The 24,517-nt window shown below is 61.3% G+C and carries 29 protein-coding genes and 1 tRNA gene; 15 read left to right on the forward strand and 15 right to left on the reverse strand.

Annotated features, from left to right (window positions below):
* Window positions 1-95: 95 nt before the first annotated feature.
* Entirely contained in the window at window positions 96-614 is a 519-nt protein-coding gene (locus tag C7K55_RS02695) for a methyltransferase family protein (RefSeq protein WP_161956105.1), read from the forward strand.
* A gap of 2 nt (window positions 615-616) precedes the next feature.
* Here C7K55_RS02695 and C7K55_RS02700 read toward each other — a convergent pair whose 3' ends face one another.
* Both C7K55_RS02700 and dnaG read right to left on the reverse strand, forming a co-directional pair.
* A complete protein-coding gene (locus C7K55_RS02700; protein WP_106501861.1) occupies window positions 617-916 on the reverse strand; it encodes a hypothetical protein in 300 nt (99 codons plus the stop codon).
* A 65-nt stretch (window positions 917-981) separates the two neighbouring features.
* Window positions 982-3,075 (reverse strand): DNA primase, encoded by a 2,094-nt coding sequence (gene dnaG, locus C7K55_RS02705; RefSeq protein ID WP_106501862.1) that lies wholly within the window; start codon window positions 3,073-3,075, stop codon window positions 982-984.
* 71 nt (window positions 3,076-3,146) lie between these two features.
* On the opposite strand from dnaG, the gene C7K55_RS02710 reads away from it, so the two are divergent.
* The gene (locus C7K55_RS02710) at window positions 3,147-3,989 is read left to right on the forward strand and encodes a DMT family transporter (RefSeq protein WP_106501984.1); all 843 of its coding nucleotides are present in this window, start codon (window positions 3,147-3,149) and stop codon (window positions 3,987-3,989) included.
* Here C7K55_RS02710 and C7K55_RS02715 read toward each other — a convergent pair.
* Window positions 3,958-4,404, reverse strand: a complete 447-nt coding sequence (locus tag C7K55_RS02715) for a hypothetical protein (protein WP_106501863.1) — start codon at window positions 4,402-4,404, stop codon at window positions 3,958-3,960. The two genes, C7K55_RS02710 and C7K55_RS02715, sit on opposite strands and share 32 nt — an antisense overlap.
* Before the next feature lie 17 nt (window positions 4,405-4,421).
* Window positions 4,422-4,901 carry a hypothetical protein gene (locus C7K55_RS02720; RefSeq protein ID WP_106501985.1) on the reverse strand — a complete coding sequence of 160 codons (480 nt, stop codon included), beginning with the start codon at window positions 4,899-4,901 and terminating at the stop codon, window positions 4,422-4,424.
* A gap of 21 nt (window positions 4,902-4,922) precedes the next feature.
* On the opposite strand from C7K55_RS02720, the gene ruvA reads away from it, so the two are divergent.
* The 4 genes from ruvA (at window position 4,923) to C7K55_RS02740 (ending at window position 7,124) form a co-directional block, all read left to right on the forward strand.
* Entirely contained in the window at window positions 4,923-5,570 is a 648-nt protein-coding gene (ruvA, locus tag C7K55_RS02725; protein WP_106501864.1) for a Holliday junction branch migration protein RuvA, read from the forward strand.
* A 92-nt stretch (window positions 5,571-5,662) separates the two neighbouring features.
* Window positions 5,663-5,932, forward strand: a complete 270-nt coding sequence (rpsO, locus tag C7K55_RS02730) for a 30S ribosomal protein S15 (RefSeq protein ID WP_106501986.1) — start codon at window positions 5,663-5,665, stop codon at window positions 5,930-5,932.
* An 11-nt stretch (window positions 5,933-5,943) separates the two neighbouring features.
* Window positions 5,944-6,348 carry a PAM68 family protein gene (locus tag C7K55_RS02735; protein ID WP_106501865.1) on the forward strand — a complete coding sequence of 135 codons (405 nt, stop codon included), beginning with the start codon at window positions 5,944-5,946 and terminating at the stop codon, window positions 6,346-6,348.
* 98 nt (window positions 6,349-6,446) lie between these two features.
* Window positions 6,447-7,124, forward strand: a complete 678-nt coding sequence (locus tag C7K55_RS02740; protein WP_106501866.1) for a phosphatase PAP2 family protein — start codon at window positions 6,447-6,449, stop codon at window positions 7,122-7,124.
* 139 nt (window positions 7,125-7,263) lie between these two features.
* On the opposite strand, the gene C7K55_RS02745 is transcribed toward C7K55_RS02740, so the two are convergent.
* The 9 genes from C7K55_RS02745 to C7K55_RS02785 form a co-directional block, all read right to left on the reverse strand.
* Window positions 7,264-10,806, reverse strand: coding sequence for a DNA polymerase III subunit alpha (locus C7K55_RS02745; protein ID WP_106501867.1), 3,543 nt, complete (start codon window positions 10,804-10,806; stop codon window positions 7,264-7,266).
* A gap of 113 nt (window positions 10,807-10,919) precedes the next feature.
* Window positions 10,920-12,404, reverse strand: coding sequence for an Asp-tRNA(Asn)/Glu-tRNA(Gln) amidotransferase subunit GatA (gene gatA, locus C7K55_RS02750; RefSeq protein ID WP_106501868.1), 1,485 nt, complete (start codon window positions 12,402-12,404; stop codon window positions 10,920-10,922).
* Window positions 12,405-12,461: 57 nt separating this feature from the next.
* Window positions 12,462-12,701: a DUF1816 domain-containing protein gene (locus C7K55_RS02755; RefSeq protein WP_106501869.1), complete on the reverse strand. Its 240-nt coding sequence runs from the start codon at window positions 12,699-12,701 to the stop codon at window positions 12,462-12,464.
* 61 nt (window positions 12,702-12,762) lie between these two features.
* A complete protein-coding gene (gene rlmB, locus C7K55_RS02760; protein WP_106501870.1) occupies window positions 12,763-14,496 on the reverse strand; it encodes a 23S rRNA (guanosine(2251)-2'-O)-methyltransferase RlmB in 1,734 nt (577 codons plus the stop codon).
* Between the two features lie 15 nt (window positions 14,497-14,511).
* Window positions 14,512-14,919 carry a ribonuclease III domain-containing protein gene (locus C7K55_RS02765; protein ID WP_106501987.1) on the reverse strand — a complete coding sequence of 136 codons (408 nt, stop codon included), beginning with the start codon at window positions 14,917-14,919 and terminating at the stop codon, window positions 14,512-14,514.
* A 16-nt stretch (window positions 14,920-14,935) separates the two neighbouring features.
* A complete protein-coding gene (locus tag C7K55_RS02770; protein ID WP_106501871.1) occupies window positions 14,936-15,280 on the reverse strand; it encodes an STAS domain-containing protein in 345 nt (114 codons plus the stop codon).
* Window positions 15,281-15,375: 95 nt separating this feature from the next.
* Window positions 15,376-16,512 (reverse strand): glutamine-hydrolyzing carbamoyl-phosphate synthase small subunit, encoded by a 1,137-nt coding sequence (carA, locus tag C7K55_RS02775; protein WP_241518123.1) that lies wholly within the window; start codon window positions 16,510-16,512, stop codon window positions 15,376-15,378.
* 22 nt (window positions 16,513-16,534) lie between these two features.
* Window positions 16,535-17,578, reverse strand: a complete 1,044-nt coding sequence (gene trpD / locus C7K55_RS02780; RefSeq protein WP_106501872.1) for an anthranilate phosphoribosyltransferase — start codon at window positions 17,576-17,578, stop codon at window positions 16,535-16,537.
* Between the two features lie 105 nt (window positions 17,579-17,683).
* Window positions 17,684-18,016: a DUF3288 family protein gene (locus C7K55_RS02785; protein WP_106501873.1), complete on the reverse strand. Its 333-nt coding sequence runs from the start codon at window positions 18,014-18,016 to the stop codon at window positions 17,684-17,686.
* A 75-nt stretch (window positions 18,017-18,091) separates the two neighbouring features.
* On the opposite strand from C7K55_RS02785, the gene C7K55_RS02790 reads away from it, so the two are divergent.
* From C7K55_RS02790 to C7K55_RS02820, 7 genes are all read left to right on the forward strand, one after another.
* A complete protein-coding gene (locus tag C7K55_RS02790) occupies window positions 18,092-19,873 on the forward strand; it encodes an ABC transporter ATP-binding protein (RefSeq protein ID WP_106501874.1) in 1,782 nt (593 codons plus the stop codon).
* A 91-nt stretch (window positions 19,874-19,964) separates the two neighbouring features.
* A complete protein-coding gene (locus C7K55_RS02795; protein WP_106501875.1) occupies window positions 19,965-20,243 on the forward strand; it encodes a hypothetical protein in 279 nt (92 codons plus the stop codon).
* A gap of 26 nt (window positions 20,244-20,269) precedes the next feature.
* Entirely contained in the window at window positions 20,270-20,968 is a 699-nt protein-coding gene (gene msrA / locus C7K55_RS02800; protein ID WP_241518124.1) for a peptide-methionine (S)-S-oxide reductase MsrA, read from the forward strand.
* Between the two features lie 2 nt (window positions 20,969-20,970).
* Entirely contained in the window at window positions 20,971-21,267 is a 297-nt protein-coding gene (locus C7K55_RS02805; protein WP_106501877.1) for a hypothetical protein, read from the forward strand.
* Window positions 21,268-21,280: 13 nt separating this feature from the next.
* Window positions 21,281-21,475: a hypothetical protein gene (locus C7K55_RS02810; RefSeq protein WP_106501878.1), complete on the forward strand. Its 195-nt coding sequence runs from the start codon at window positions 21,281-21,283 to the stop codon at window positions 21,473-21,475.
* Complete coding sequence (locus C7K55_RS02815) at window positions 21,472-21,813, forward strand: hypothetical protein (RefSeq protein WP_193486108.1); 342 nt, start codon at window positions 21,472-21,474, stop codon at window positions 21,811-21,813. The genes C7K55_RS02810 and C7K55_RS02815 overlap by 4 nt, the downstream gene beginning before the upstream one ends.
* 11 nt (window positions 21,814-21,824) lie before the next feature.
* Window positions 21,825-21,898, forward strand: a tRNA-Pro gene (locus tag C7K55_RS02820).
* Window positions 21,899-22,002: 104 nt separating this feature from the next.
* On the opposite strand, the gene C7K55_RS02825 is transcribed toward C7K55_RS02820, so the two are convergent.
* Both C7K55_RS02825 and C7K55_RS02830 read right to left on the reverse strand, forming a co-directional pair.
* Window positions 22,003-22,227 carry a hypothetical protein gene (locus C7K55_RS02825; protein ID WP_106501879.1) on the reverse strand — a complete coding sequence of 75 codons (225 nt, stop codon included), beginning with the start codon at window positions 22,225-22,227 and terminating at the stop codon, window positions 22,003-22,005.
* Window positions 22,228-22,345: 118 nt separating this feature from the next.
* Window positions 22,346-23,200, reverse strand: coding sequence for a 3'-5' exonuclease (locus C7K55_RS02830; protein WP_241518125.1), 855 nt, complete (start codon window positions 23,198-23,200; stop codon window positions 22,346-22,348).
* 123 nt (window positions 23,201-23,323) lie between these two features.
* Between C7K55_RS02830 and C7K55_RS02835 the strand changes: the two genes are divergently transcribed.
* Window positions 23,324-23,779: a peroxiredoxin gene (locus C7K55_RS02835; protein WP_106501991.1), complete on the forward strand. Its 456-nt coding sequence runs from the start codon at window positions 23,324-23,326 to the stop codon at window positions 23,777-23,779.
* Window positions 23,780-23,781: 2 nt separating this feature from the next.
* Window positions 23,782-24,516, forward strand: coding sequence for a DUF1350 family protein (locus tag C7K55_RS02840; RefSeq protein ID WP_106501880.1), 735 nt, complete (start codon window positions 23,782-23,784; stop codon window positions 24,514-24,516).
* Window position 24,517: the final 1 nt, after the last annotated feature.

Consider the following 24,517-nt stretch of genomic DNA (forward strand, 5'->3'; position numbering starts at 1 on the left):
GGCAGCGTATGCGGGGATCAGCAAAGAAAGGAGTAGACCAAGGCTGACTGTGACGAGCCCATGACGCCATTGCCTAGAGCGGCCGGCAAAACCTGGTGGGAACAGCAGCGCACCGGGCTATCGAAATTGGTGGCAGCACTGGCCTTGGCCTGACTGCCATTGGAGCAACAGGGCGGATCTGGTGTTCATTTTTTATCTCCGGCCGCAAGGACGGAGAGCTGGTCACTGAGGGGCCCTACTCGATCAGTCGCAACCCCTTGTATGTATTCAGCAGCATCGGTTTGGTGGGAGTGGGGCTTAGCACCGAAACCCTCACCTACCCGCTGCTATTTCTGGTGATAATTGGTCTTTATTACCCGGGGATCATGGCAAGGGAGGAAAAACGGCTAGAAGAACTATTCGGCGAATCCTTCCGCCAATACCGGCAGCGGGTGCCACGCTTTTGGCCCAATGCAGGGCTCTACAGCGAGCCCACCAGCTGGACCAGCAACCCGCGCCTGTTTCGCCGCCACATCCTGAGCGACATCTGGTTTGTATGGATTGCAGCAATAATTGAACTGGTGGAGGGCCTGCGCAACGTTGGCTGGCTGCCCCACCTGCTGACGCTCTGGTGAAATCACCACCAGTCATCCCAGAAAGGGCCGCCAAAATCGTCGTCATAGCCAGGTTCCACGGTCCAGGTAGGAGTGGGGCCACCTGCCTGGGGCGGTTTCGGAGGGCCAGAAAGGGTTTCGGCGTTGATGCCGGGAATCGGCACCACCCCACAGGGGCACTGACACAGACCATCTGGGCCGATCACTCCTTGGCTGGGTTGCTCACAGCTGCAGGGGCAGGGCTGGGCAAGCGCGGCAGGGGTAAGCCACAAAGGCAGCAGTAAAGATGGCAGTAAAAACAGGGAAAGCCGGGGAGGAAACATCAACGCGAGGGGATAAACAGAGTGTTGAAAAGGTCCTAGGGCAAGACAGGAGTGGTTACCGCTAATTAAGCCGCCGGTTGGGCCATCACCTCCTCGTAGCCAGCGCGGCGCTGGGAGTCGAGGTGTTCGAGATGTTTGCGTTCGTTGTAATAGAGCTCCTGAAAGCGCAGGGCGTCGCTGTTGAGTTCGCTGAAGAGGGCCTCGATGCGCGATTCCATATCGCTAAGCGGTGCCAGGCCTGAGGCCGTGGCCCGGGCCTCCTCCCTTTCCTGCTCCAGAAGCCGGGCAATACAACGCTCCAGGGTCTCAAGACGCTGACTGCTCCAGGCATCGAGCAGATGCCGGCAGCGTTTGACACTTTTCTGGCGCTCGAGAGATGCCGTGGCACCGCGCAGCTGAAGCAGGGGCTGGCTGAAAGCCATGCGCTGCAGCTCATTAGGCTCCAGCAAGGGCGTCAGCCTGGAGAGCAGGGCGCTCTGCTCCACCACCAGCTGATCGCCCAGCAACCGAGGCAAATCAAGATCGGCGAGGTCTGAGCCGGGGTCGTGGCCGCGGTTGATCGCCTCGAGCCGGCCCACACCGAGGTTGACCTCCTCTAGGCCGCTAATCGCAGCCCAAAGCAGGCGGTGGTGCTTAAGGGCGAAATCGTCGAGTTCGCGCTGCCGCAACTCCACCCGGATCGCACTGCGGTAGCCGGGGCAGTGCAGATACATCCGCAACACCTCCGCTTCAGCTCGCTCCCGCAGCCCAGCCTCACCCGGCAACTCCCACTTCTGGGAACGTCCATGCCAGCGCTGGCCTTTGACCTGCTGACGCAGATCGTCTTCCAGCTGGATCGCCAGACGGGCCTGACCACCGCTGAGGCGCTCGGCCACCCGCTGCAGGTAGTGGCTGCGCACTGCGCTCTGGGGCAGCTTGCCAAGCAGGGCAACAAGGGCCGTCACCGCAAGCTGGAACTGGTCGGGACGGGCTAGATCTCGACCCTCGAGCACCTGCTCGATTTGCCAATCGAGCCAGAGCGGCGCCTGATCAAGCAGGGCCCGGTAATCGCCGGCACCCTGGCTCTTGAGGAACTCATCGGGATCCTTGCCGGAGGGCAGTTGCAGCACCCGCAACTCCAGCTGGCCCTGCAAGGCCAGCTGCTCCACTTCGCCAATGGCCCGTTGGGCAGCGCGCACTCCGGCGCCATCGCTATCGAAGTTGAGCACCATCCGCCGCCCCTCGCAGCAGCGGCAGAGCTGGGTGATCTGCTGACTACTTAGGGCAGTGCCAAGGGACGCCACCGCATTGGTGATCCCGGCGGCGTGCAGGGCGATCACGTCGAAGTAACCCTCCACCACCACGGCTCGGTCGTCCTTGCGGATCGCGGCCGCGGCTTTATCGAGACCAAAGAGATGCTTGCCCTTCTCGAACACCTCAGTCTCCGGAGAGTTGAGGTACTTGGGCTCGCCGCCATCAAGGCTGCGGCCACCGAAACCGATCACCCGCCCCTGGCGGTCCTTGATCGGCACCATTACCCGGCCGCGAAAGCGGTCGTAGAAACCACGGCTGTCCTGGGAACTGGCGCCCTTGCGCGGCACCACCAGGCCTGCTTCCTCCAGCAGCTCCGGCCCAAGCCGCTCAACCTGCTGCAGGTGGCTTAACAGGCCATCCCAACGGTCGGGAGCAAAGCCGAGCTCGAAGGCTTCCAGGGTGGCTTCACTCAGGCCGCGACTTTCGCGCAGATAGGTGAGAGCGGCGGCACCCTCAGGGGCGCGCAATTGGCTACGGAACCAACCAGCCGCCAGGGTGAGTACCCGGTGCAGCTGTTCGCGGCGCGAGAGCTGCTTGCGCAGCCGCTCCTGCTGGGGGCCATCGAGGGTCTCGATCGGCAGCTGGTATTTGCGCGCCAGCTCCAGCACCACATCGCTGAAGCTCTGGCGCTGGTGCTCCATCAAAAACTTGATGGCATTGCCGCCGGCACCACAGGAGAAGCAGTAGTAGAACTGCTTTGCCGGGGACACCGTCATCGACGGTGATGTGTCGTCGTGGAAGGGACAGATGCCTACGTACTCACGCCCCTTCTTTTTGAGCACTACGTGCTCGCCCACCACATCAACGATGTCAGCCCGCTCCTTGACGGCCTCAATCGTGCGGGGGTGGAGACGCGGCAGGCTCAAGGAAGGGGCTATTTGCGGTGGACGCTGAAGCGAAGCCTGATTCTGACCAGGAGAGGCAAGCCATGCTCGGCATGGTTGCCAGTGCCCTGAGCTTTTCGCTGATGGGCGTCTGCGTCAAGCAGGTGGGAGGGCGCATTCCCGCTGCCGAGGTGGTGTTCGCCCGGGCGATTGTGAGCGTGGCATTGAGCTGGTGGCTGCTGCACCGAGCCGGGATTCCAGCTTGGGGCAAAAGGCGCTGGCTACTGATCTGGCGCGGAGCGATCGGCACGGCCGCCCTGCTGTGTGTTTATGCCGCCCTAGCGGCCTTGCCCTTGGCTGCGGCCACGGTGCTGCAGTACCTCTACCCGCCGTTCACGGCCCTGCTGGCCTGGCTGATGCTGGGTGAGCCAATCGGTAAGCGGGTGCTGGCGGCCATGGCCCTGGGCTGGCTCGGGGTGTTGCTCGTCGCCCAGCCGGCCGGGCTGCTGCAGGGCGGCGCAACCCTGCCGCTTTTTCCCGTACTGATCGCCGTTACCGGTGCCCTATTCACCGCCCTTGCCTACGTAAGCGTGCGCTCCCTGGGCACGAGCGAGCACCCGCTGGTGATCGTTTTTTACTTCCCCTTGGTGGCCCTGCCCTTGAGCCTGCCGCTGGTGGCCCTCAATCCCGTGCTTCCCACGCCAGCGGAGCTGCTTTGGCTGGTCGGGGTTGGGGTCTTCACCCAGCTTGGTCAGGTGTATCTGACCCGCAGCCTCACTGCCCTGCCGGCGGCGAGAGCAACGGCGATCAGCTACGTGCAAGTGCTATTTGCCGGTGGCTGGGGCTGGTTGCTATTTGGCGAGTCAATCGACAGCTGGACCATCGCCGGGGCTGGCCTCGTACTGGCAGCCACCCTGGTGAGCCTTAGCCACAGTCGGCAACAGAAGCGGTCTTAGCCTCAGCATGGGCGATAACCCGGCGGCAAAACTCCACCAGCTCCTCCGGCGTCATGTCGTGTTTGGCGTCGTTGGTTCGCCAGGCGCAGATAACGAAATTTGGCTCGGGAAGATTGGAATGGTGATCGATTGTGGGAAGTAGGGCGTATAGCTTCTTGTGTGCGCCGCTTCCAGCTTCAGCTTCCCGGTTGTCGTAGGTGCCAATCAGATGCCAGTCGAGCTGCTCGCCGGTCCAGTGGTCCAGGCCGCCCGATGCAACCACGGCGTTGTGAATGGCGATGCGGTATTCCTGCACGTTGCTGCTGCCGCCACGTTTCTGATCCCGCTTGCACAGGGTGACAGCCTTGCGCTGCACCCAACCGGGGTAGGTGCGGGCGGCTGTCTCAGGCAGCCAGGCAGGTGGGCTCGTATCCATCCTTCAAGTCTTGCTGATCAGCCCCTTGCCTTGAGTGGTAGCGGGTCGGTGATCCAGGTCTGCTGGCCGTCAGCGCCGGCAGATGGGGCAGGGCCCACGGGGCGGGCCAAACGCCAGCTTTGGCCGCGCTCGCCCCGCTGCAGAAAGAGCTCAAAGGGACTGTCCACCCGGATCGGATCGCCAGCGAGGCGCCAGTCGAACTGACCCTCCAGCCGCAGCCCCTTGGCCTCACCGATCCCGATCGGCCGCTGCTGAGCCACCCGCACCCGACTCACCTCCGGCATGCCGCCGGCATCTAGGGCCAGAGCATCGGCGATGGCGCCCTGGGTGAGCTGAATCTGCAACTCAAGCGCCTGCAACAACACCGATCGCGGCGGCTGAGCGGTAGCACTGCAACCAGTGAGCACCATGCAAACCATCAACAGCAATGGCAGCAACCAGGCGCTCAACCGAGGAGGCAGCAGGGGCTGGGCATGGCTGAACACGGCGGGCACGATGGGGAACCTATTACTGACTCCATGATCGGCTGGCTGCAAGGGCAACTCAACCATCCCTGGCAGCAGGACAAGCGCTATGGCCTGCTGCTTGTGTGTCAGGGGGTGGGTTACGAGGTTCAGGTGAGCCAGCGGCAATGGCAGCAGCTGCCGCAGGAGGGCAGTGCGCTGGGGCTGCACACCCACTTGGCCATCCGCGATGACGCCTGGATTCTCTACGGCTTTGGTGAGCGCCACGAAAGGGATCTGTTTCGAGAATTGGTTGCCGTCAGCGGCGTTGGGCCCCAGATGGGCCTGGGATTACTGGGAGTGATGGATCCCAGGGAGTTGGTGCAAGCCATCGTGCAGACCGATCTACGCAGGCTCTGCCAGGCACCCGGGGTGGGAAAGCGCACCGCCGAGCGCTTGGCTGTTGAGCTGCGGACCAAACTGCAGCAGCGGTTTCTGGGGCAACTGGAAAACCACGGCGATCCGGATTCGCTGGCGGACGGCCCCCTGCTGCCGGCAGAAGGCCGTGATGAAGTGCAGCTAACCCTGGCTGCTCTGGGCTACGAAGCCCTTGAAATCCATCGCGCCCTACGCGCCGTAGCCGCCGTCGGCATGGGGGAGTCGGCCGGGGCAGAAGATTGGATCCGAGAGTGCTTGCGCTGGCTATCCCGCCCAATGGACTGAGACGGCAATATCAATATCCGCCAGAAGGTATGGTGGGAACTTGCACCGTAGGTCCCCAAACCGGGCCCAGCCTGCGTTTTATTCCCCAGCCCATGCCGCTCACCACCACCAAAAAACAGGAACTGATCAACGGTCACCAGACCCATGGCACAGACACCGGATCGGTGGAAGTCCAGGTGGCCATGCTCAGTGAGCGGGTCAGCCAGCTGACCGGCCATCTGCAGAAAAACAAGCACGATTTTTCTTCGCGCCAAGGCCTGCTCAAGATGATCGGACGCCGTAAGCGCCTGCTTGGTTACCTAAATGGCATCAGCAAGGAGCGCTACAGCGCTTTGATCGCCAAGCTCGGTATCCGGGGCTGATCGAGGCAGCCATGGCCGGAAAGGGAATGCATGGTCGCGCCCAATCGGGCAAAGGCAACCCAAAACCGCCCCGGCGTTCCGGTCCCAGCCAGCAGGTAATCCCTGATGCGGTTGCCAATCGCATGGCGCGCCGAATTGCAATCGGCACCGGCATTCCCACTGTCATGGGCATGGGCGTATTTGTTGGTAGCTACCTGTTAGTGAGCCGCCAAATTTTTGACGTTCCACCCAGTGCCACCTTGGCGGCATCGGGTGGATGTTTTTTTCTAGGGCTGTTGGGCCTGAGCTTTGGTGTGCTTTCCGCAAGCTGGGAAGAGAAGCCAGGCAGCCTGTTCGGCACCGAGCAGATCGGGCTAAATATCAGCCGCTTGCGCAGCTCCCTGAAAGCAATGCGACAGGATCCGCCCAATCGATGAATAGAAAGAGCTCCCAACGGCTGTAGCAGGGCACACAAAACTAAGTGATCCTCATCACAATGCAAAGAACGAATAATCTGGGATGATATGATTTTTGTATGCCAAGAAAGCTATTAATTCAAATACTTTTCATAGGAGCAATTACCCTATCGCTTGCCCATCTTTTTGATTTTCAGATCGAAAGCTTTCTCAAGTTAGAAAACCGAAAAGAGCCTGATTTGATAAAACTGTTTAGGGTGTGGGGATTCCTCGGCACCTGGGTTCTGATAGCGATAACAGCTCGGCTACTAGCTGAGCCTGACAGGCCAGGAGCAATGATGGGATGGACACAACATCTCTACCGAAAGGAATGGCTTCTAGTTACCTCTCCCTTGATATCCGGTGCAGCCGCAGAGATCGGGAAACTTTTCATCCGGAGACTACGCCCGCACGGTGAATTCTACTATATTTACAGAAGCTGGATAATAGATCCATTCAGCAACTCCGGAATGGGCCTTCCAAGCTCCCACACGGCAGTTGCATTTGGAGGCAGCACAATTCTTCTCCTGCTATTTCCAAAATTAAGCACTCCAGCAATCGTCATGGCAGTTGGCTGCATGACAACGAGGGTATTGAGCGGCGCCCATTATATGAGCGATGGAATCGGTGGAGCCCTAATCGGCATCATTTCCGGCCATTTATCAATCAAAGCATATGACTATTTCAAACGAAAGTCACAAAGCATTGGAGTAATTAGATTCAACCCAGCCTTTCTTCTTAACCGCGAGAACAATTAGAAATGGAGCATACTATGGAGAGCGCTCACACCAGGGAAGTATATAAGCTTCAGGCAGGGTAGCAGCTTTAAGAATGATATAAGCTTCAGAAACAGTTCAAATGCAAGGCGGAAAGCAACAAATAAAGCGCATGCTGATGCTAAGCGGCCACCATGGCTGAGCTGACCCGAGCCTGGAAATCCGCCGAGGCAAGTGTGTCGAGCGCCGAGGCGACATCGACCACACAGAACTGTGGACCAAGCCGCACAAAGCGTATCTCATCATTGTGCCGAACCAGAGCCACCACAGGTACTCGCAGGCCAGCCTGGTCCTGGGGTGGCTTGTGGCGATGTAGGCACTCGCGCAGGCGGTGCTGAATGGCGATGTCGGCGGCCTGATCGGCAGGCAAATCGACCATCAACAACTGCAGATCGTCAATGGAGCGGCAGTCTTCGACAATTAATTGCACTCGATCATCGCGGCGATCTACCGAGGCCCACACCAGCAAGCGCGCATCCACCATTAGGTGGTCGGCTAAACGGGCATAGCTTTTAGGAAACACGACCGCCTCACAGCTGCCGGTTAGGTCCTCAAGCTGAAGCACGGCCATCCGGTCGCCCTTGCGGGTGTTCACCTGGCGCAGCTCAGGCACCATCACAATTGCGCTCACTTTGGCCTTGTCGGCCATCTCGTCGAGATTGCCCAGGGCGACCGGCGACAGCAACTTCACCTGCTGGGCCAACTGCTTCAGGGGGTGGTCTGATAAGTAGAAGCCCACCAACTCCTTTTCCAGGCGGAGTTTTTCGGTTGGGGGATAGTCGCGCACCGGAGCCGCCTTGGGGGCGGTGCTGATATCGCCCAGGCCGGTGGCATTGGAACCCCCAGCAGAGTCGGCTGCGGCGGTGGCGCCAAACAAATCAAAGAGGTTGCCCTGACCGCTGGCCCGATCCTTGGCACGGGAGCTGGCCCAGTCGATCACCAGATCCAGATCCGCCATCAATTGGGCGCGATTGCCCAGAGGCTCGAGGGCATCAAGTGCTCCTGAATGGATTAGGGCCTCCAAGGCGCGGCGGTTGAGCTGCTGTCCAGGAATGCGATCGCATAGCTCAGCTAGGGAGTTGAAACCACCATCGCCAGAGCGGGCCTCAATCAACTGTCGAATCGCCCCATCACCCAGATTGCGAACGGCCGAAAGACCAAAAAGAATCCGATCACCAACGGGTGTGAAATCGATGCCAGAAGCATTTACATCAGGGGGCATCACCTCGACACCCATTGCATTGCAGTTTGCGATATATCGCTGCACCTTGGCCGAGTCTCCGGCATTGACTGTGAGCAGCGCCGCCATGTAGGCAACTGGATAGTGGGCCTTTAGGTAAGCCGTCTGATAGGTCACCGCGCCGTAGGCGGTGGAATGGCTCTTGTTGAAACAGTATTCAGCAAACAAAACCATCTGCTCAAAAAGTGCCTCCGCTATTCGCGGTTCGACGCCACGTTCCGTGGCACCACTAACAAAAAGCCCTTGGTGTTTCTCCATCTCACTTTTTTTCTTCTTACCCATCGCCCGCCGCAGCAGGTCTGCTTCGCCTAGGGAGTAGCCAGCCAATTCCTGAGCGATCTTCATGATCTGCTCTTGGTAAACCATGATCCCATAGGTCTCCTTAAGGATCGGCTCAAGCTTCTCGTGGGCTACATCAATTACCTCCCTACCGTGCTTGCGATTAATGAATTTTGGGATCAGGCCTGCATCAAGCGGACCGGGCCGGTATAGGGCCAAAATAGAAGAGATGTCCTCAAGCGATGAGGGCTTGAGATCGCGCACAATCTGGCGCATGCCACTGGATTCAAGCTGGAAGATGCCCTCCAGATCACCACGAGCAAGCAGGGCATAGGTACCCTCGTCATTAAGAGGGAGATCATCAGGATCAACCTTGATGCCGCTATATTGCTGCACAAGATCGACAGTTTTATCGATCATTGTGAGGTTTTTGAGGCCGAGAAAGTCCATTTTCAATAGACCCATCGACTCCACATCTTCCATGAAGTATTGAGTAATCACCTGGCCATCGTTGTTGCACTGCAGGGGGACCAATTCATCAAGGGGCTCCGCTGCAATCACCACACCAGCCGCATGCACGCCAAAGGTCTTGTTTGTGCCCTCAATACGCATTGCCATATCAACCCAGCGCTGTACCACTGGGTCTTTTTCATATTTCTCGCGAAATTCTGGAGCCGGTGATTCGGCTCCGATCATTTCCTTGAGCTTGGCAGGTTTGCCCCGCACCACAGGGATCAACTTGGCCAGGCGATCAGCATCGCCATAGGGAATATCAAGTACGCGGGCCACATCCTTGAGCACCGCTTTTGATGTCATGCGGTTGAAGGTGATGATCTGGGCCACCTTTTCTTCGCCATAGCGCTTAGTTACATAGTCGATAACTTCGCCACGCCGCTCGATACAGAAGTCCGTATCAATATCCGGCATCGACTTGCGCTCAGGGTTCAAGAACCGCTCAAAAAGCAAGCCATTAGTAACCGGGTCAATGTTGGTGATACCCAGGGCGTAGGCCACCAAGGAACCCGCAGCTGAACCACGACCCGGCCCCACAGGTATGCCGTTGTCCCGGGCGAAGCGGATGTAGTCCCACACCACTAGGAAGTAGGTGGGAAAACCCATCTGCTCCATTACCTGAAGCTCAAAGGCGAGGCGATCGCCATATTGGGGCTCGAAGCTAACGTCATCACTCAGGCGTAGGCGCTGCCGGAGGCCCTGCTCGGCCACCTCAGTGAGATAGCTCACCGCTGTGTGCCCAGTCGGGATCGGGAAGCGGGGCATCTGATAGCGGCCGAGGATGTCGTAGGCCTCGACCTTTTCAGCCACCTTGGCTGTGTTCGCAACAGCCCGCTCAATCAGCTCGGCAGGAAGGTGGTCATTGAACAGGGAGAGCATCTCTGCCTCCCCCTTGATGTATTCCGTACCCGTGTAGCGCAGACGCTTCACGTCGCTGATCAACTTGCCTGTGAGTACGCAGAGCAGCGCGTCATGGGCTTCTACGTCGTTGGCACTTAAGTAATGGGCATCATTGGTGGCGATCAGTTCAATACCCAGCTCGGCACCGAGGCGGGCAATCCCGGTGTTAACGATGCGGTCTTCGATGCCGCCATGATCCTGGATTTCCAGGTAGAAGTCGTCGCCAAAAGTTTGTTGATACCAGCTGGCAACCTCCCGTGCCGCATCGGGCCGGCCGTGCAAAATCGCCTGAGGAATTTCGCCTCCCAGGCAGGCAGTAGCCACGATCAAACCTTCGCTGTACTGGCTCAACAATTGCTTGTCGATACAGGCACGGGCAAAGATGCCTCGGCCGCGCATGCCGCGTAGGTGGCTGATGCTGGTGAGCTTGACCAAGTTGCGATAGCCGACCGCATTTTTGGCTAGCACCACCAAGTGGTAGCGGCGCTCCTTTTTCTGCTGAGGATCATCAATGGAGCCATTGATGACATACATCTCATTGCCGATGATCGGCTTGATCCCGGCCTTGGCGCAAAGCTTGAGCAGCTCAATGGCGCCATACATGACGCCGTGATCGGTGAGTGCCAGGGCTGGCATGCCCAGCTCCACGGCCCGATCCACCATCGCAGGCAACTGGCTCGCCCCGTCTAGAAGGCTGTAGTCGCTGTGGTTGTGGAGCGGAACGAAGGCCAAGGGCAGGTCTAGCCGGAAGGCATCGGAAGCCTCCCCAAGCTAGGCGACCACGCAAGATCCGGTGTCATTTGCGCGCCAGAGCGGCGCAAAACCACTAGATCTGGGGTCAGTCCCTAGGGCACCAATGGGGCCACTGGCCGAGCCTGCATCACCTGAGCGGCCTGTTCGTAGTGGTGGGCCACCTGAAGCAGGCGCGGCTCTTCAAGCACTCCCGTGATCAGCTGCAGACCAATCGGCAGGCCCTCGAGATCAAAGCCGCAGGGCACATTGATGGCAGGCAGGCCAGCCATGTTTGCCGGGATGGTGAGCAGGTCGGCGAGGTACATAGCCAAGGGGTCGTCGCTGTGGGCGCCAAAGCCAAAGGCCGTGGTGGGCGAGGTGGGGGTGAGCAGCACATCCACTGCCTCGAAGGCTCGGTCAAAGTCTCGCCGAATCAAGGTGCGCACCTGCTGGGCTTTCTTGTAGTAGGCGTCCACATATCCGGCCGAGAGGGCGTAGGTGCCGATCAGGATGCGGCGCTGCACCTCGTCGCCAAAGCCCTCAGCCCGGCTGCGGGCCGTCATCTCGGCAAGGCTGGTGGCATCCGGGGCCCGGTAGCCGTATTTGACACCGTCGTAGCGGGCCAGGTTTGCAGAGGCCTCTGATGGCGCGATTACGTAGTAGGTGGCGATGCCGTCGTTGAAGCGGGGGCAGCTCACATCCACCAGCTCGCAGCCCAGGGCCTCCAACTGGGCGGCAGCGGCCAGCACAGCAGCCTTCACCTGGGGATCAAGGCCCTCAGCTTCGAAGCACTCGCGCACCATGCCCACCCTCAAACCAGCAACAGGTTGGTCAAGGGCGGCGACGTAATCGGGCACGGGGGCCTGCAGGCAGGTGGCATCGCGCGGATCCGCACCGGCGATCACCTGCAGCAGCTCGGCCGCATCCGCCACCGAGTTGGTGAACGGGCCCACCTGGTCGAGGGAGCTGGCAAAGGCGACCAGGCCGTAGCGGCTGACGCGGCCATAGGTGGGCTTCAATCCCACCACCCCGCAGAAGGAGGCGGGCTGGCGAATCGATCCGCCAGTGTCGGAGCCAAGAGCGGCGATGCACTCGCCTGCAGCCACCGCGGCGGCGCTGCCACCGGAGCTACCACCAGGCACCCTCTCTGGATTCCAAGGGTTGCGGCTGGGTCCGAAGGCTGAGGTCTCGGTGGAGCTGCCCATGGCGAACTCATCGAGGTTTGTCTTGCCAAGCAAGACAGCTCCCGACTGCCAGAGGCGGTCGGTAACAGTGCTCTCGTAGGGGGGGACGAAGTGCTCCAGCATGCGACTGGAGCAGGTGGTAGGGACCCCCTTAGTGCAGAGGTTGTCCTTGATTGCCAGAGGAATACCTGCCAGGGGTGGCAAATCTTCTCCAGCAGCGAGGCGGGCGTCGATGTGGTCCGCATCAGCCCTGGCCCGCTCGGCAGTTATCTCCAGATAGGCGTGAACGGTGGGATCAACCGCCTGGATGCGGGCCAGATGGTGTTCGGTGAGTTCACGGGCTGAAACGTCACCATTGCGCAGCTGCTGACGCCATTGAGCAATCCCCTGTTCGCGCGAATCAGCGATCCCCATCAACCCTGTTGCCAGTTGGATTGGACGCTATCAGCCAGCGGCAACGGCCACTAGCCCTCAGTCGAGCTCGGTGAGCGGTTCGCCCCGTCGGGTGCGCAGTAACTGGTGATCCAGAGAACCCGGAGATTCGGCCCGGAGGTCGTTCAAGAAAGCCGGCAGATGGCTTTCCAGGGTGCCGCGACGCACGAAGGGGCCAAACCAATAAACAGCGTTGGGAGAGTGGGTTTCTACCCGTGCCCACCAGGCCAGGCCCAGACCATTAGCGCAGCTGCGCACTGGCCACAGCAGGGGATTCATGGGGCAGGAGCGGCTTGTATTCCATTCTGCCCGCCGTCGGTACCGTGGCTTGGGGGTTGAGTCACAGTTGAATATCCCCAAGGAAACCAGATTTGGCGGCTGGCTCCATACCCAGGTCAATGACCGGTTCCTGGTTGGCCTGTTCCTGGTTGAGCGTGATCGCTGCAGCAATCTGCTGCTCTGCCGATAGCCCTGACTGATCATCTGGCTCGATTTCCGGCATTACCTCTTGCTCCAGCTGGGGCTCCTGATCGTGAAGAAGCTCAGGGGAGCTATCCGGCTGGCTTGTGGGCAGTTGCTGGGCTTCTGCAGAACTCGCTTCGGTTGCCGTGGGATCTTCCTCAGGCTCCGGGCTGGCGGCTGGAGCGGGCAGCTGGGGGCGCACCAAGCGGGGCGCGGGCTGGGAACCGCTCAAACCCTTCATCCAGCCACGCCGTGCCACCTCATAGAGCAGTAGGGCGGTAGCTACAGAGGCGTTAAGGCTTGGTGTGGCGCCACGCAGGGGGATGCGCACCAGCTGATCGCAATTGCGTCGGGTGAGCATGGAGAGACCATCCCCCTCAGAACCGGTGACTATGACCAAAGGCCCAGCTAGATCGGCCTCCTCCAGGCTGACGGTGCCCTCGGCTGCCAGACCCACTACCCGATAACCCTCCTGCTTGAGGGTGTCGAGGGCGCGGTTTAGGTTAACCACCCTTGCCACGGGCAAGTGCTCAAGAGCACCTGCCGCAACCTTGGCCACCGAGCCGGTAAGTCCAGCGCTGCGGCGCTGGGGCAAAACCAGGCCATGGGCACCCAGGGCTTCGGCACTACGCACAATTGCGCCGAGGTTCTGGGGATCAGTAAGACCGTCGACCGCCATCAGCAAGGCCGGCTCACCAATGGTTGCGCAGCCCTCCATCAGGGTCTGCAGATCAAGGGTCTCAGCTGCCGCTGTTTGCAGGGTGATGCCCTGGTGCACGGCACCTCCGGTGAGCTGACCCAGGCGCGCCCAGGTGACCTCCTCAACCAGCACGCCCGATGCCTTGGCTTCTCGCAGCAGCTGCAGAAACTTGGGGCTGAAGCGCATTTCTGGAGTGCACCAGACGCGATGAATCGGTCGACCGCTCTCAAGTGCCGCCTGGGCAGGATGCCGGCCCCAGATCAAATCGGCACTGGGATCGACGCTGTGGCGCTCCGCATCACCACTTGGGGGCAGGGTATCGGCGTCGACGATCAGCGGCTTGCCAGCAAACCTGCCAGGCGCTGGGCGGCTCCCCGTGTCAAAACGTCGGCCAACAGGGCGACCATCAGGGCGACCGGCCCCTTCAAAGCGACCCCCACCTTCATAGCGACGGCCATCTGGGCGACCTGAGTCGGGACGGCGGCCCTGGGGACGACCTTCAAAGCGGCGGCCGGGTCGCCGCTCGTAGGGCTTGCTGTCTGAGCCAGAGCGATCGCTGGAAAAACGGGGAGCAGGCGGACGGTCGAAGGACGGACGCTCGCTGTCACCACGCCGTTCAAATGGGCGGCGCTCGCCGCGACTACTGGGGCGGTCGGCTGGCCCATCGCGGCGGGGCTGGAAGCGGGATACACCCCGGGGGGCGGGTCGTGCACCGGTCTCTCGCCGGGGATCCCGATCTCTTGGCCCTTCACGGCCCTCACGGCCTTCTCTTCCCTCACGGCCCTCACGGCCTTCACCGGCTCCATCGCGGCGCCATTCAGGCTTGGGACCGCTGAAGCGGGGAGGACGGCCAGCCCCGCGGGCGCCGCCCCCCGTCCGCTTCTCGGGACGGCGTTCAAATCGTGGGCTCATGGCGTTGTCTGCAGGTTATGGATCGATCTCCTGCAAGTGATCTAGCAGCTCGGCTAACCGGGCAGGCTCGTGGAGAAACAACCAACCAAGCAGGGCCTCAAGGCCCGTTGCCTGGCCGTAGGCCGCCGCATCCCCCCGCCGGGGGCCCCTGCCAGCCCGATTGCGGCCCCGGCGCACAAGGTCTCGCTCCGCATCCGTGAGCTGTTGATCAAGCTTCTCCAGTGCCAGAGCCTGGGCGTCGGCACGCACTACCTGCACAACCTCCTGGTGCAGGGTGTGGGAGCGGCCTGGACGCTGACAGCGCTGCAGGCGGTGATGAAGCTCCCAGACCGCATCACCAAGCCAGGCCAGCTGTAGCGGGCCTAATTCGGCTTGGGGAGGATGGGGGGCAAGGCCAGCTAGCCAGCTCGAAGCGGGCCGCAGCTCAGCCTTTCCCTGCTCAAGCGGCGAGGTTGCCAAGGGCTGTTTCGAGGTCGGGCTGAAGGTGCAGAAATTCTTCTAGGCGCACCAGCTTCACGGTTTGAACAACCCGGGCATTACCCACCACCAAAAATTTCTGCTTATCGCCGTTGCACTGCTTAGCAAGCTGGACCAAGGCGCCAAGACCGGACGAGTCGAGGAAGTCGATGTGGCTGAGGTCGATCACCAAAGGCTGACCATTGCCGCGGTGAGAGGCCACAAATTCGCCGAACTGTTTGTCGGAGTAGGCATCCAGCTGGCCAGTGAAGCGGAACAGCTGGCAGTGGGCCTGCTGCTCGAAGCCTCCTCGCAGGGAGACAGTCAATCGCTGCAGGTCGTTGATGGCTCCAGTCCTCGATCCGTTCTGGGGCGAAGTGTAGGGAGCAATTTTGCCGCTGCAGAAGACGCAACAAAAATGCGTCAGCGGCGGCTGGCCATCAGGGCGGCGAAGCGCGCGAAGTGATGGTCGGCGTCGTGGGGGCCGGGACTGGCCTCCGGGTGGTATTGAACGCCAAACACCGGTGCCTCAAGCAGCTCCAGGGCAGCCACGGTGTGGTCGTTGAGGTTGTGGTGGGTTACCCGCACTCGGTCGGCGGGCAGGGATTCGGGCACGAGGGCAAAACCATGGTTTTGGCTGGTGATCTCCACCTGCCCTGAGCTGCCGCAAGGGTGATTTAAACCGCGATGGCCGTAGCCAAGTTTAAAAGTGGTACCTCCAAGGGCCAGCCCCAGGATCTGGTGGCCAAGGCAGATGCCAAACAGGGGGAGATCGGGCAGGGCGATAAGACTTTTGGCGAGCTCAATAGCGGAGCTAACGGCGGCCGGATCGCCGGGCCCATTGGACAGGAACACTCCCTCAGGTTTGTAACTGAGAACCTGCTCCAAGCTGGCATCGGCTGGAAGCACGGTCACCTCGCAGCCGTGGGCCGCAAGACGCTCAAGGATCGCCCGCTTGATGCCGAAATCAATGGCCACCACCCGGTAAGGGCAATCGGGCTGGGATTGCATACGGGCATCAAAAACGACCCCACAGGGTTGATCCCAGTGATAAGGATTAGGGGTGGTAACTGATGCCGCCAGGTTTAGGCCCTGCATCGAAGGGGCCGAGCGGACTTGATCAAGCAGGGCCGAAGCCGAGGTGCCATCACTACAAATTGCGCCGTTGATCGCGCCGCCATCACGTAAATGACGCACTAGAGCTCGCGTATCAATTGCTCGAATTCCAACTACGCCATGGCGTAGAAGCCAGCCATCTAGATCACCCTCTGAGCGCCAGCTACTGGTACAAGGTGAAAGCTGGCGGGCAATCACCCCACGCACGTGGGGGCGATCTGCCTCCTGATCGGCGGCGTTGATCCCGGTATTGCCCAGTTCGGGGTAGGTAAAGGTGACCAACTGCCCGGAATAACTCGGGTCGGTCATGACCTCCTGATAGCCGGTCATGCCGGTGTTGAACACCACTTCTCCGATGGCCGTGCCCCGGGCCCCGAAGGACTCACCCCTCAGCACGGTGCCGTCGGCCAACACCAGCAAGGCAGTGGCAGCGGGCTCGCTCACGGGTTCAGGGCAGTTGCTTTGATCATCCCGCAACGGGGGCTGGCAGGGCGGCGCGCAGCCGCTCTAGAGCTTGCCAGCCAGCTCCATTGGCAATGGCCTGCTGGGCCAAGCTCAGACCAGCGGCGACTGAGTCGGTCAAACCAGCGGCCCACAGCACCAGCGCTGCGTTGAGGGCCACCACATCAGCCTGGGCGCGGCTAGCTCGGCCCTGGAGCACGGCTTCGAGGATGGCTTGGTTGGTGGCGAGATCTCCACCTGCCAGATCGGCGATCGGGGCAAGCTGCAAGCCCAAGGCCTCAGGGTCGAGCTGGTCGCTGCTCACAACTCCAGATTTCACCAGTCGCAGCGAATTAACTCCAGCAAGGGAGGCCTCATCAAGGCCGCCCTGACCATGCACAACCACAGCTCTGCGCAGCCCCAGCCGGGCCAGAGCCTCAGCCATCGGATCGAGCAGATCAGGCCGGGCAACCCCGAGCACCTGGGCCTCGGGACGCAGGGGATTTACCAATGGGCCCAGCAGATTGAAAACAGTCCGCACCCCCAGGCTGCGGCGCAGGGGGGCCAGCCCCACCAGCGCCGGATGCCAACCAGGAGCAAACAAAAAAGTCACCCCCGCACTTGGTAAGGCACCAATCACCTGCTCCTGGGGGGCCTGCAAGTGAATGCCCACTGCCTCCAGCACATCGGCTGATCCCACCCGACCACTGGCACTGCGGTTGCCGTGCTTAGCCACGTTGGCGCCACAGGCGGCAGCCACAAACGCCACAGCCGTTGAAATATTGAAGCTGTCGGCCCCATCGCCACCGGTGCCACAGGTATCGACAAGCGCGATAGAAGGGCGGGAAGCCGGCAGCGGACAAGCTTCTCGCAAGACCTCAGCCATGGCTGCAAGCTCCTCGCCATTGACTCCCTTGGCTCGCAAGGCGGCCAGCAACCCTCCCGTAAGCACTGGATCGATCTGTTCGCTTAGCCAGCCCTGCATCAGCGCGGTGGCCTGTTTGGCCGACAGCGACTCGCCATTGAGCAGCTGGTCCAACAGGGCAGGCCAGGACTGAACAGTTGGCATAGCTAGTAAAAAGCCCGGGTGCAAAGCACTCCGGGCCGGGTGATGGGGACCTATCCACTATCACCCGAAGAAGGGGTAAATGGCGATGACTGCCTTGGCAAAGTGTCAGGTCTGCTCCTGGTCAGCGGTGTCAAAGCTGGAGCCCACCGCCTCACTCGCCGCTGGTGCGGGCCGAAAACCCTTTGCCCAGATTGCCTGGGTGCGGCTGTGCAGATCTTCACGGCTAATTCCCCACAAGCGCAGGGTCTTGGCCAAATCTGAGCTGAGATCACGGGCACCGGGAAAGGCCTCGTAGCGCATCAACAAACGGGCGGCATCAACCAGGTGGTGGTCGGCTGGCACCTCAGCGGCAAGCAGCCGATCCACCACCTCGCGATCCGTGGCGTAAAGGGGATGGCTTTGATCATTGCTGCCGGATTGAGATGGAGCGGAAGCCATGGCGCAGCTGTTGCTGAGGCCAGCCTGCCGGAAAAGCAGCTGCCTAGGTTGGTGGACCTGTGAACACGGCCCCTGATGGGAGCCATACGGCTGGATCTGATCCGTCGCTACCTGCGGCCCCATCGCAAGGTGGTGTTAATCGGCGTCGCCGCCCTTGTGGTGGTGAACCTGCTGAGCGTCTCCATTCCCCTTTTGGTGCGGCGGGTAATCGACGACCTGCAGGATGGTTTCGCTCTTCAAGACGTGCTGGCACAGGCGGCGCTGATCGTCGCCCTGGCAACGGTGATGGGGGCGGTGCGGCTCTACTCACGCATGCTGGTGTTCGGGGTAGGCCGGCAGGTGGAGGCCGAGCTCAAACAACAGATTTTTGATCACCTGCTCAAGCAGGAACCCGGCTGGGTGCAGACCACAGGCAGCGGCGAGGTGATCAGCCGAGCCACCTCCGACGTCGAAAACGTGCGCAGGCTCCTGGGCTTCGCCGTGCTGAGCCTCACCAACACGGTGCTGGCCTACGCGCTCACCTTGCCAGCGATGCTCTCCATCGACGGCTGGTTGACCCTGGCGGCTGTGGGGCTTTACCCCCTGATGTTGATGGTGGTGCGCCTGTTTGGCGGCCGCATGATGCGCCAGCAACGCCGCCAGCAGGAGGCATTGGCCTCCTTAAGCGACCTGATCCAGGAGGACCTCTCCGGCATCAGCGCCATCAAGATCTACGGCCAGGAGAGCACCGAGCAGACCGCCTTCGCCGGTCGCAACCGCATCTACCGGGATGCTGCCCTGAATCTGGCCCGCACCCGCAGCACCCTGTTCCCGCTGCTGGAGGGCATCTCGTCCATCAGCCTGCTGCTACTACTCGCCTTGGGCAGTGGCCAACTTGAAAGTGGCCGCCTCAGCATCGGCGACCTGGTCGCCCTGATTCTGTTTGTGGAGCGGCTGGTGTTCCCCACTGCCCTGCTTGGGTTCACCCTCAACACCTTCCAAACCGGCCAGGTGAGCCTGGAGCGGGTAGAGGAGCTGCTGCGACGGCGGCCCTTGATCGTTTCTTCAGCTTCACCAACTCCCCCAGCCAAGCCCGGTCGGGGGGCTGTGGAGGCCCGCGGCCTCACCGTGCGGTATCCCAACGCGCCTCGACCAGCCCTGGTGGACGTCAGTTTTGAGCTTCATCCCGGCGAACTTGTGGCAGTGGTGGGGCCCGTGGGCTGCGGCAAAACCACCCTGGCCCGTGCCCTAGGGCGCATGGTCGAGCTCGATCCCGGCCAACTTTGGCTCGATGGGGTCGACATCACCGCTCTGGATTTGGCTGAACTGCGGGGCCAGGTGGGCTTAGTCCCCCAAGAGGGCTATCTGTTTACCGCGAGCCTGGCCGACAACCTGCGTTATGGCGAGCCGGATGCGCCGTTTGAGCGGGTCGAGGCAGCAGCTCGCCAGGCCAGGCTTGAGGGCGACATCAAGGGATTTCCCGACGGCTACCAGACCCTGGTGGGGGAGAGAGGCATCACCCTTAGCGGCGGCCAGCGACAACGCACAGCCCTGGGGCGGGCCCTACTGGTTCGCACCCCCCTATTGGTGCTTGATGACGCCCTAGCCAGCGTCGATAACACCACCGCTGCCGAGATCCTGCGCACGATTCGCAGTGAGCAGGCCAATGCCCAGTCAAATGACCAAGGTCTGGGTCGGACGGTGTTGATGATCAGCCATCAGTTGTCGGCGGCTGCCGCCTGTGATCGAGTGCTGGTTTTAGAAGAGGGCCGGCTAGTGCAGCAGGGCCACCACAGCGAGCTCGTGGCTGAGCGCGGCACCTACCGTCGCCTTTGGGATAGGGAGCAGGCAACGGAACAGCTGAGGGCGGCGGGCTGATCTCAATACTTGTTGAGCTGTTCAGCCAAGTGACCTAGATGGGGCTTAGGTGGATGGTGTCGCCTTTTGCGTACCACGCCTAGGAGCATCCATGGAGCCAGTTGCCCCGATTACCGGCTTGCCCTACCGGCTGCGCTGCACCCTGACCTTTGGCGACATCTACGGGCAGATTTTGATCTGGATGCTGGTGATCTTCGCCAGCCTGGCGGCTGGCTTGGCCTTGATGGGGGCCAGCAAGCCGATCTTTGCCCTTGTGGGTGTGGGCCTGATCCTGGTGCTTTCCCTGCCGTTCCTTCTGTTCGCCTTCACCACCACTCTCCTTAATCACATTGCCTTTGAGCCCGACGCGGCAACTAAAGGGACTGTCTAGGCTCCGATTTAATTGCAATTAGCAGCGTGTTCGGCCTGTTTCAGGGCACCCCTCAGGCCCAAGCTCCCCACGTCGTACTGGGCACCCCAATTGATGCAGCCATAAAGGGCGGCCAGTCAGAGGCGGTTTTCGGTTGCGGCTGCTTTTGGGGAGCCGAAAAGGGCTTTTGGCGCCTGCCTGGCGTGGTTACAACAGCCGTGGGCTACGCCGGTGGCTCAATCCAGCAACCCAGCTACGACCAGGTCTGCTCTGGACGCACGGGCCACAGCGAGGTTGTGCGGGTGGTCTGGGATACGGCCCTGATCGATTTCAGCGATTTGCTGAAGCTGTTCTGGGAATGCCACGACCCCACCCAGGGGAATCGCCAGGGCAATGATCGGGGCAGCCAGTACCGCTCGGTGATCTATGCGGATGATTCTGGTCTGGTGGCCCTAGCAGAGGCCAGCCGCGACGCCTACCAGGCCCTGTTGAGCAGCGCTGGCTTTGGGGAGATCACCACTGAGCTGCGCAGCAACCAAACCCTTTGGTACGCGGAGCCATATCACCAGCAATATTTAGCCAAACCCGGCAGCCGGCCTTACTGCTCGGCCCAGCCAAGCGGCCAAAGGCTCGGGGAATTTGCGGGCTCGGCCTACAAGCTCGATCCACGGGTGTGGTCTTCCTATGACTGGACGGTGGCCCACTGCGTGTTGCGGGGGGAGAATGCCCCAATTCAGCTGGCCTGAGCATGTCCATGCCGCTGCTTGCCCTCGCCTTGCTCTCAATGGGGTCGCCCTGGTGGGAGGACTACGGCATCACCGAACAATTCATCTGCCCCGATCAGAGCCGGGTCACCCTGGAGCGCAATGACGCCCAAGCCTCCCTGCTCACCGGACGCTTCCGCTCCACCATGTTTCGCGAGGCCTCAGACCTACCAGGCATCCGTTATCGCAACGAGCAACTGACCTTGGTGCTCAGGGGCGATGTGCTGACTATGGAGCAGCAATTCAGAAGGTTGGAGTGCCTGCGCACGGACCAGGTATGAGCAGGACAGAGCTGTGAACCCCTTACCGGATCGCCTGGTGATTCTTTGGTTGCTTATCACCCTGGGGCTCTGCTTTGCCCTGATCTTCTGGAGCGTCAAACTGAACCCGAAGCCCGAACCCCAGCTGCAATGGCGCGATAGGCCCTCCGGTCAGCCGACCGGTCAGCCATCCGGCAGGTTGAACGACCCCAAGGCCCCCCTGCTGTGAGCAAGCTCGAGCCCAGGCCACGCAACCGCCCCCTGCATCCTCTGCCTAAGGGGCTTGTGGAGCTCTATGGGTTGCTGGCCGTGTTGTTTGTGCTGGTGCCTGAGTGGATGGCTGGCGGCGCCCTGATGAGCTTCTCAGCCAATCGCAAAGGGTCGGACCTGCCTGCGGCCTCAGCCGTATGGAGCCGCTTGCCCGAATTGCGGCTGGCAGGCCTGGGGGTCGGTGAACTGCGGCAACTAGCCCGTCGCCTGCGGGTTCCTGGGTATGCAGTTTTGGGACGGGAGCGACTCACAGAACGGCTGATACGCCGGCTGAAACAGCGCAAAGCGCTGTGGTAACTTCGACCTGCCGGGGCGTAGCGCAGCTTGGTAGCGCACCACTTTGGGGTAGTGGGGGTCGCAGGTTCAAATCCTGTCGCTCCGATTTCGACAATTCACCGATTGCCAAGGTGACCTTCTTCCATGCCGGCTTCCCCAGCCGGTTTTTTTATGCCGCTCCGCCGCTTGCCAATAAGGGCATGCAGGCAATCAGGGCAACCTGGTGCTCACTTTTAGGCGTTCCAACCAGAGATTGACGCGACGTCGCAGCCGGGGCGGCACCTCCTGCAGCAGCTGACCCAGCTCATGGGCGCCGACCCTGCGCAGATCGCGCACATCGACCCGCCAAAGCCCCTCGGCTTCGCGGATCAGCCGCGCCCAAGTGCGCACGGCCTGCCAGCGGAGCAGCCGCTGCCGCGGCATCCGACCAGCCATGGATCCATGGCAACTACCAACTCAGCCTGTGGCAGCCACGGCCAAATGGCGATAACGCGCCGTTCGGCTTCGGAGATTGGAAGAAAAACCATGACGTATGGGCACCAGTTCCGGGAGTTCAGGCCACTTGTGAATCGGCCTCCACCCTCTGCACCTCAAAAGCCAGGGATAGGGCCTGGCGCTCGCTTAGTCGACGACTCCAGGCGCCTCGCACCGGTTCATTCCAGCGAAAGCCTGCCTGTTTGGCCTTATGCCGTTCGGCATAGGGAAGATTGGCCCGATAGAGCAGCTTCGGCTCCATAGCTGCATTCAAGAGGTCTTCGAGGTTGGCGCAACGCTCCAATACTTGAACTAGATAAGTGCAATCGGTGAGGGCCCGATGGGCAGCCCACACCGGCACCCCGTAGGCCAAGGCCAGATCGCGCACCGAAGGGGACGTCCTCAGGTGTCGCTCAGGCGGCCACTCGATATCGTCCATCGAGCAGATCCATGGCTTGTCAATAGCCGGCAGCGGTCCCAGCCCAAACCACTTGGCATCAAAGGCTGCGTTGTGGGCGAGCATCGCATCGGCGCCGGCGAGCAGGGCAAGGAAATGCTGGAGGCCCGCCTGCCAGGGCTGGGGGAGTCTGGTCACTTCAGCAGCAATGCCATTGACATGCTCCGCCGGGTTGGCAGCAGCTGGCAAAAGAAAGGAAACCTGGCTCAATACCGACCTACTGGGTACATGAAACAGAACTGCTCCAACCTCGATGCACTGGGCTGAAACCGGCTCCAGACCAGTGGTCTCGGTGTCCAGGATCAGCAGGTTGCTAGGTGCCGATCGCGGTTGTGGATCGCGGTTGGAAGGGCTGGGATCACGGGCCACAACCTGCTTGGGCTGGACCGCTGGGCTCAAGGCCGGGGTTGCACTCACCAGGCTCAGCAGGTCGCTCTGCTGCCAAAGGCTTGGCTGTTCCTCAATCGGGCCAGTCACATCTGCCTGCGTCGCTCAACCCATCGTCCCAGCCCACCCTTGAAAAACAGCTACGACTTGGACTACGACTACGGCAACCAGGACAGCTGCCTAGGGTGAAAACGGTTGCCCAATTTGATTTACATGGCACTTGCCGCCGGAGATCGAGCCCCCCTCGTTGCCCTCAGTGATCAAAACGGTGAGGGGCGCCGCAGCGATCAGCTAGCCGGCAAGGCATTGGTGCTGTTCTTCTATCCAAAGGACGACACCCCAGGCTGCACCGCTGAAGCCTGTGCCTTCCGTGACAGCTACGCCGACCTTCAATCCCTGGGAGCTGAGGTGTGGGGTGTCAGCGGCGACGACCAGGCCAGCCACCAGCGCTTTGCCAGTCGTCACGACCTGCCCTTCCCGCTTCTGGTGGACCAAGGCAACGCCCTACGCAAAGCCTTCGGAGTGCCGAATGTGCTGGGGTTGCTGCCAGGCCGGGTCACCTACGTGATCGACCGGGAAGGCGTAATCCGCCATGTGTTTAACAACCTCCTTGATGGCGCAGCCCATCGCAACGAAGCGCGGGCGGCCTTGCAACGCCTCGCCCTCTGACCATGACGCTCTGGCGGCAGCGCGGTGATATCTGGCAACTGGAGGCCGAGCGACCCAGCCGCGGCACGGTCGAATTCATCGGCGGCAGTTACCTGGCGGCGACCCCCCAGCTCAGCTACCGCCGGCTTCTGGAAGCACTGGCGGCTAGGGGCTGGCGGATTCGGGCCTGGACCTATGTGCCTGGCTTCGACCACCAGGATCAGGCCAATACCGCCTGGCGGCGGTTCCGTCAGCTGCGTGATGCGGATGGTGAAGGGGGCGACTCAAGCAGGCTGGTGTTGCGACTTGGCCACAGCCTGGGCTGCAAGCTGCACCTGCTGGCACCTGATGGGGGCCGGGGCGGCGCCGGCCTAGTGGCCTTGAGCTTCAACAACTTCTCAGCCGAGCGCTCGATACCACTGCTGGCGGAGCTCGGTCAGCAGTTCAACTTTCGCAGCGAATTCAGTCCCTCACCGGAGGAAACCCTGCAGCAGGTGGCGCGCACCTACCTCCAACCCCGCAACTTATTGGTGCGCTTCAAGCGCGACCAGATCGACCAAAGCCAGCGGCTGCTGGGGGTGCTGCAAGGTCGTGCTGGAGATGCCAGCCTGCTGAAGGAATTCCCGGGCGATCATCTTGCCCCCGCTAGCGCGGGGCTGCGACAGAGCCTGCTGGGCCAGTGGGCCGACGATCCCGCTAAAAAAAGATCCCTGGATGGCATCGCAGCCGCGGTTGATGCTTGGGCCAGCGGGTCCTAAA

This window comes from Cyanobium usitatum str. Tous (assembly GCF_003011885.1).
Classification (GTDB): domain Bacteria; phylum Cyanobacteriota; class Cyanobacteriia; order PCC-6307; family Cyanobiaceae; genus Cyanobium_A; species Cyanobium_A usitatum.

Coding starts and splice junctions, on each gene's coding strand:
- C7K55_RS02700 (WP_106501861.1), bottom strand. CDS start 916: ATGTTTCCTCCCCGGCTTTCCCTGTTTTTACTGCCATCTTTACTGCTG.
- C7K55_RS02710 (WP_106501984.1), top strand. CDS start 3,147: ATGGTTGCCAGTGCCCTGAGCTTTTCGCTGATGGGCGTCTGCGTCAAG.
- C7K55_RS02715 (WP_106501863.1), bottom strand. CDS start 4,404: ATGGATACGAGCCCACCTGCCTGGCTGCCTGAGACAGCCGCCCGCACC.
- ruvA (WP_106501864.1), top strand. CDS start 4,923: ATGATCGGCTGGCTGCAAGGGCAACTCAACCATCCCTGGCAGCAGGAC.
- rpsO (WP_106501986.1), top strand. CDS start 5,663: ATGCCGCTCACCACCACCAAAAAACAGGAACTGATCAACGGTCACCAG.
- C7K55_RS02735 (WP_106501865.1), top strand. CDS start 5,944: ATGGCCGGAAAGGGAATGCATGGTCGCGCCCAATCGGGCAAAGGCAAC.
- C7K55_RS02740 (WP_106501866.1), top strand. CDS start 6,447: ATGCCAAGAAAGCTATTAATTCAAATACTTTTCATAGGAGCAATTACC.
- gatA (WP_106501868.1), bottom strand. CDS start 12,404: ATGGGGATCGCTGATTCGCGCGAACAGGGGATTGCTCAATGGCGTCAG.
- C7K55_RS02755 (WP_106501869.1), bottom strand. CDS start 12,701: ATGAATCCCCTGCTGTGGCCAGTGCGCAGCTGCGCTAATGGTCTGGGC.
- rlmB (WP_106501870.1), bottom strand. CDS start 14,496: ATGAGCCCACGATTTGAACGCCGTCCCGAGAAGCGGACGGGGGGCGGC.
- trpD (WP_106501872.1), bottom strand. CDS start 17,578: ATGCCAACTGTTCAGTCCTGGCCTGCCCTGTTGGACCAGCTGCTCAAT.
- C7K55_RS02785 (WP_106501873.1), bottom strand. CDS start 18,016: ATGGCTTCCGCTCCATCTCAATCCGGCAGCAATGATCAAAGCCATCCC.
- C7K55_RS02790 (WP_106501874.1), top strand. CDS start 18,092: ATGGGAGCCATACGGCTGGATCTGATCCGTCGCTACCTGCGGCCCCAT.
- C7K55_RS02795 (WP_106501875.1), top strand. CDS start 19,965: ATGGAGCCAGTTGCCCCGATTACCGGCTTGCCCTACCGGCTGCGCTGC.
- C7K55_RS02805 (WP_106501877.1), top strand. CDS start 20,971: ATGTCCATGCCGCTGCTTGCCCTCGCCTTGCTCTCAATGGGGTCGCCC.
- C7K55_RS02825 (WP_106501879.1), bottom strand. CDS start 22,227: ATGGCTGGTCGGATGCCGCGGCAGCGGCTGCTCCGCTGGCAGGCCGTG.
- C7K55_RS02835 (WP_106501991.1), top strand. CDS start 23,324: ATGGCACTTGCCGCCGGAGATCGAGCCCCCCTCGTTGCCCTCAGTGAT.
- C7K55_RS02840 (WP_106501880.1), top strand. CDS start 23,782: ATGACGCTCTGGCGGCAGCGCGGTGATATCTGGCAACTGGAGGCCGAG.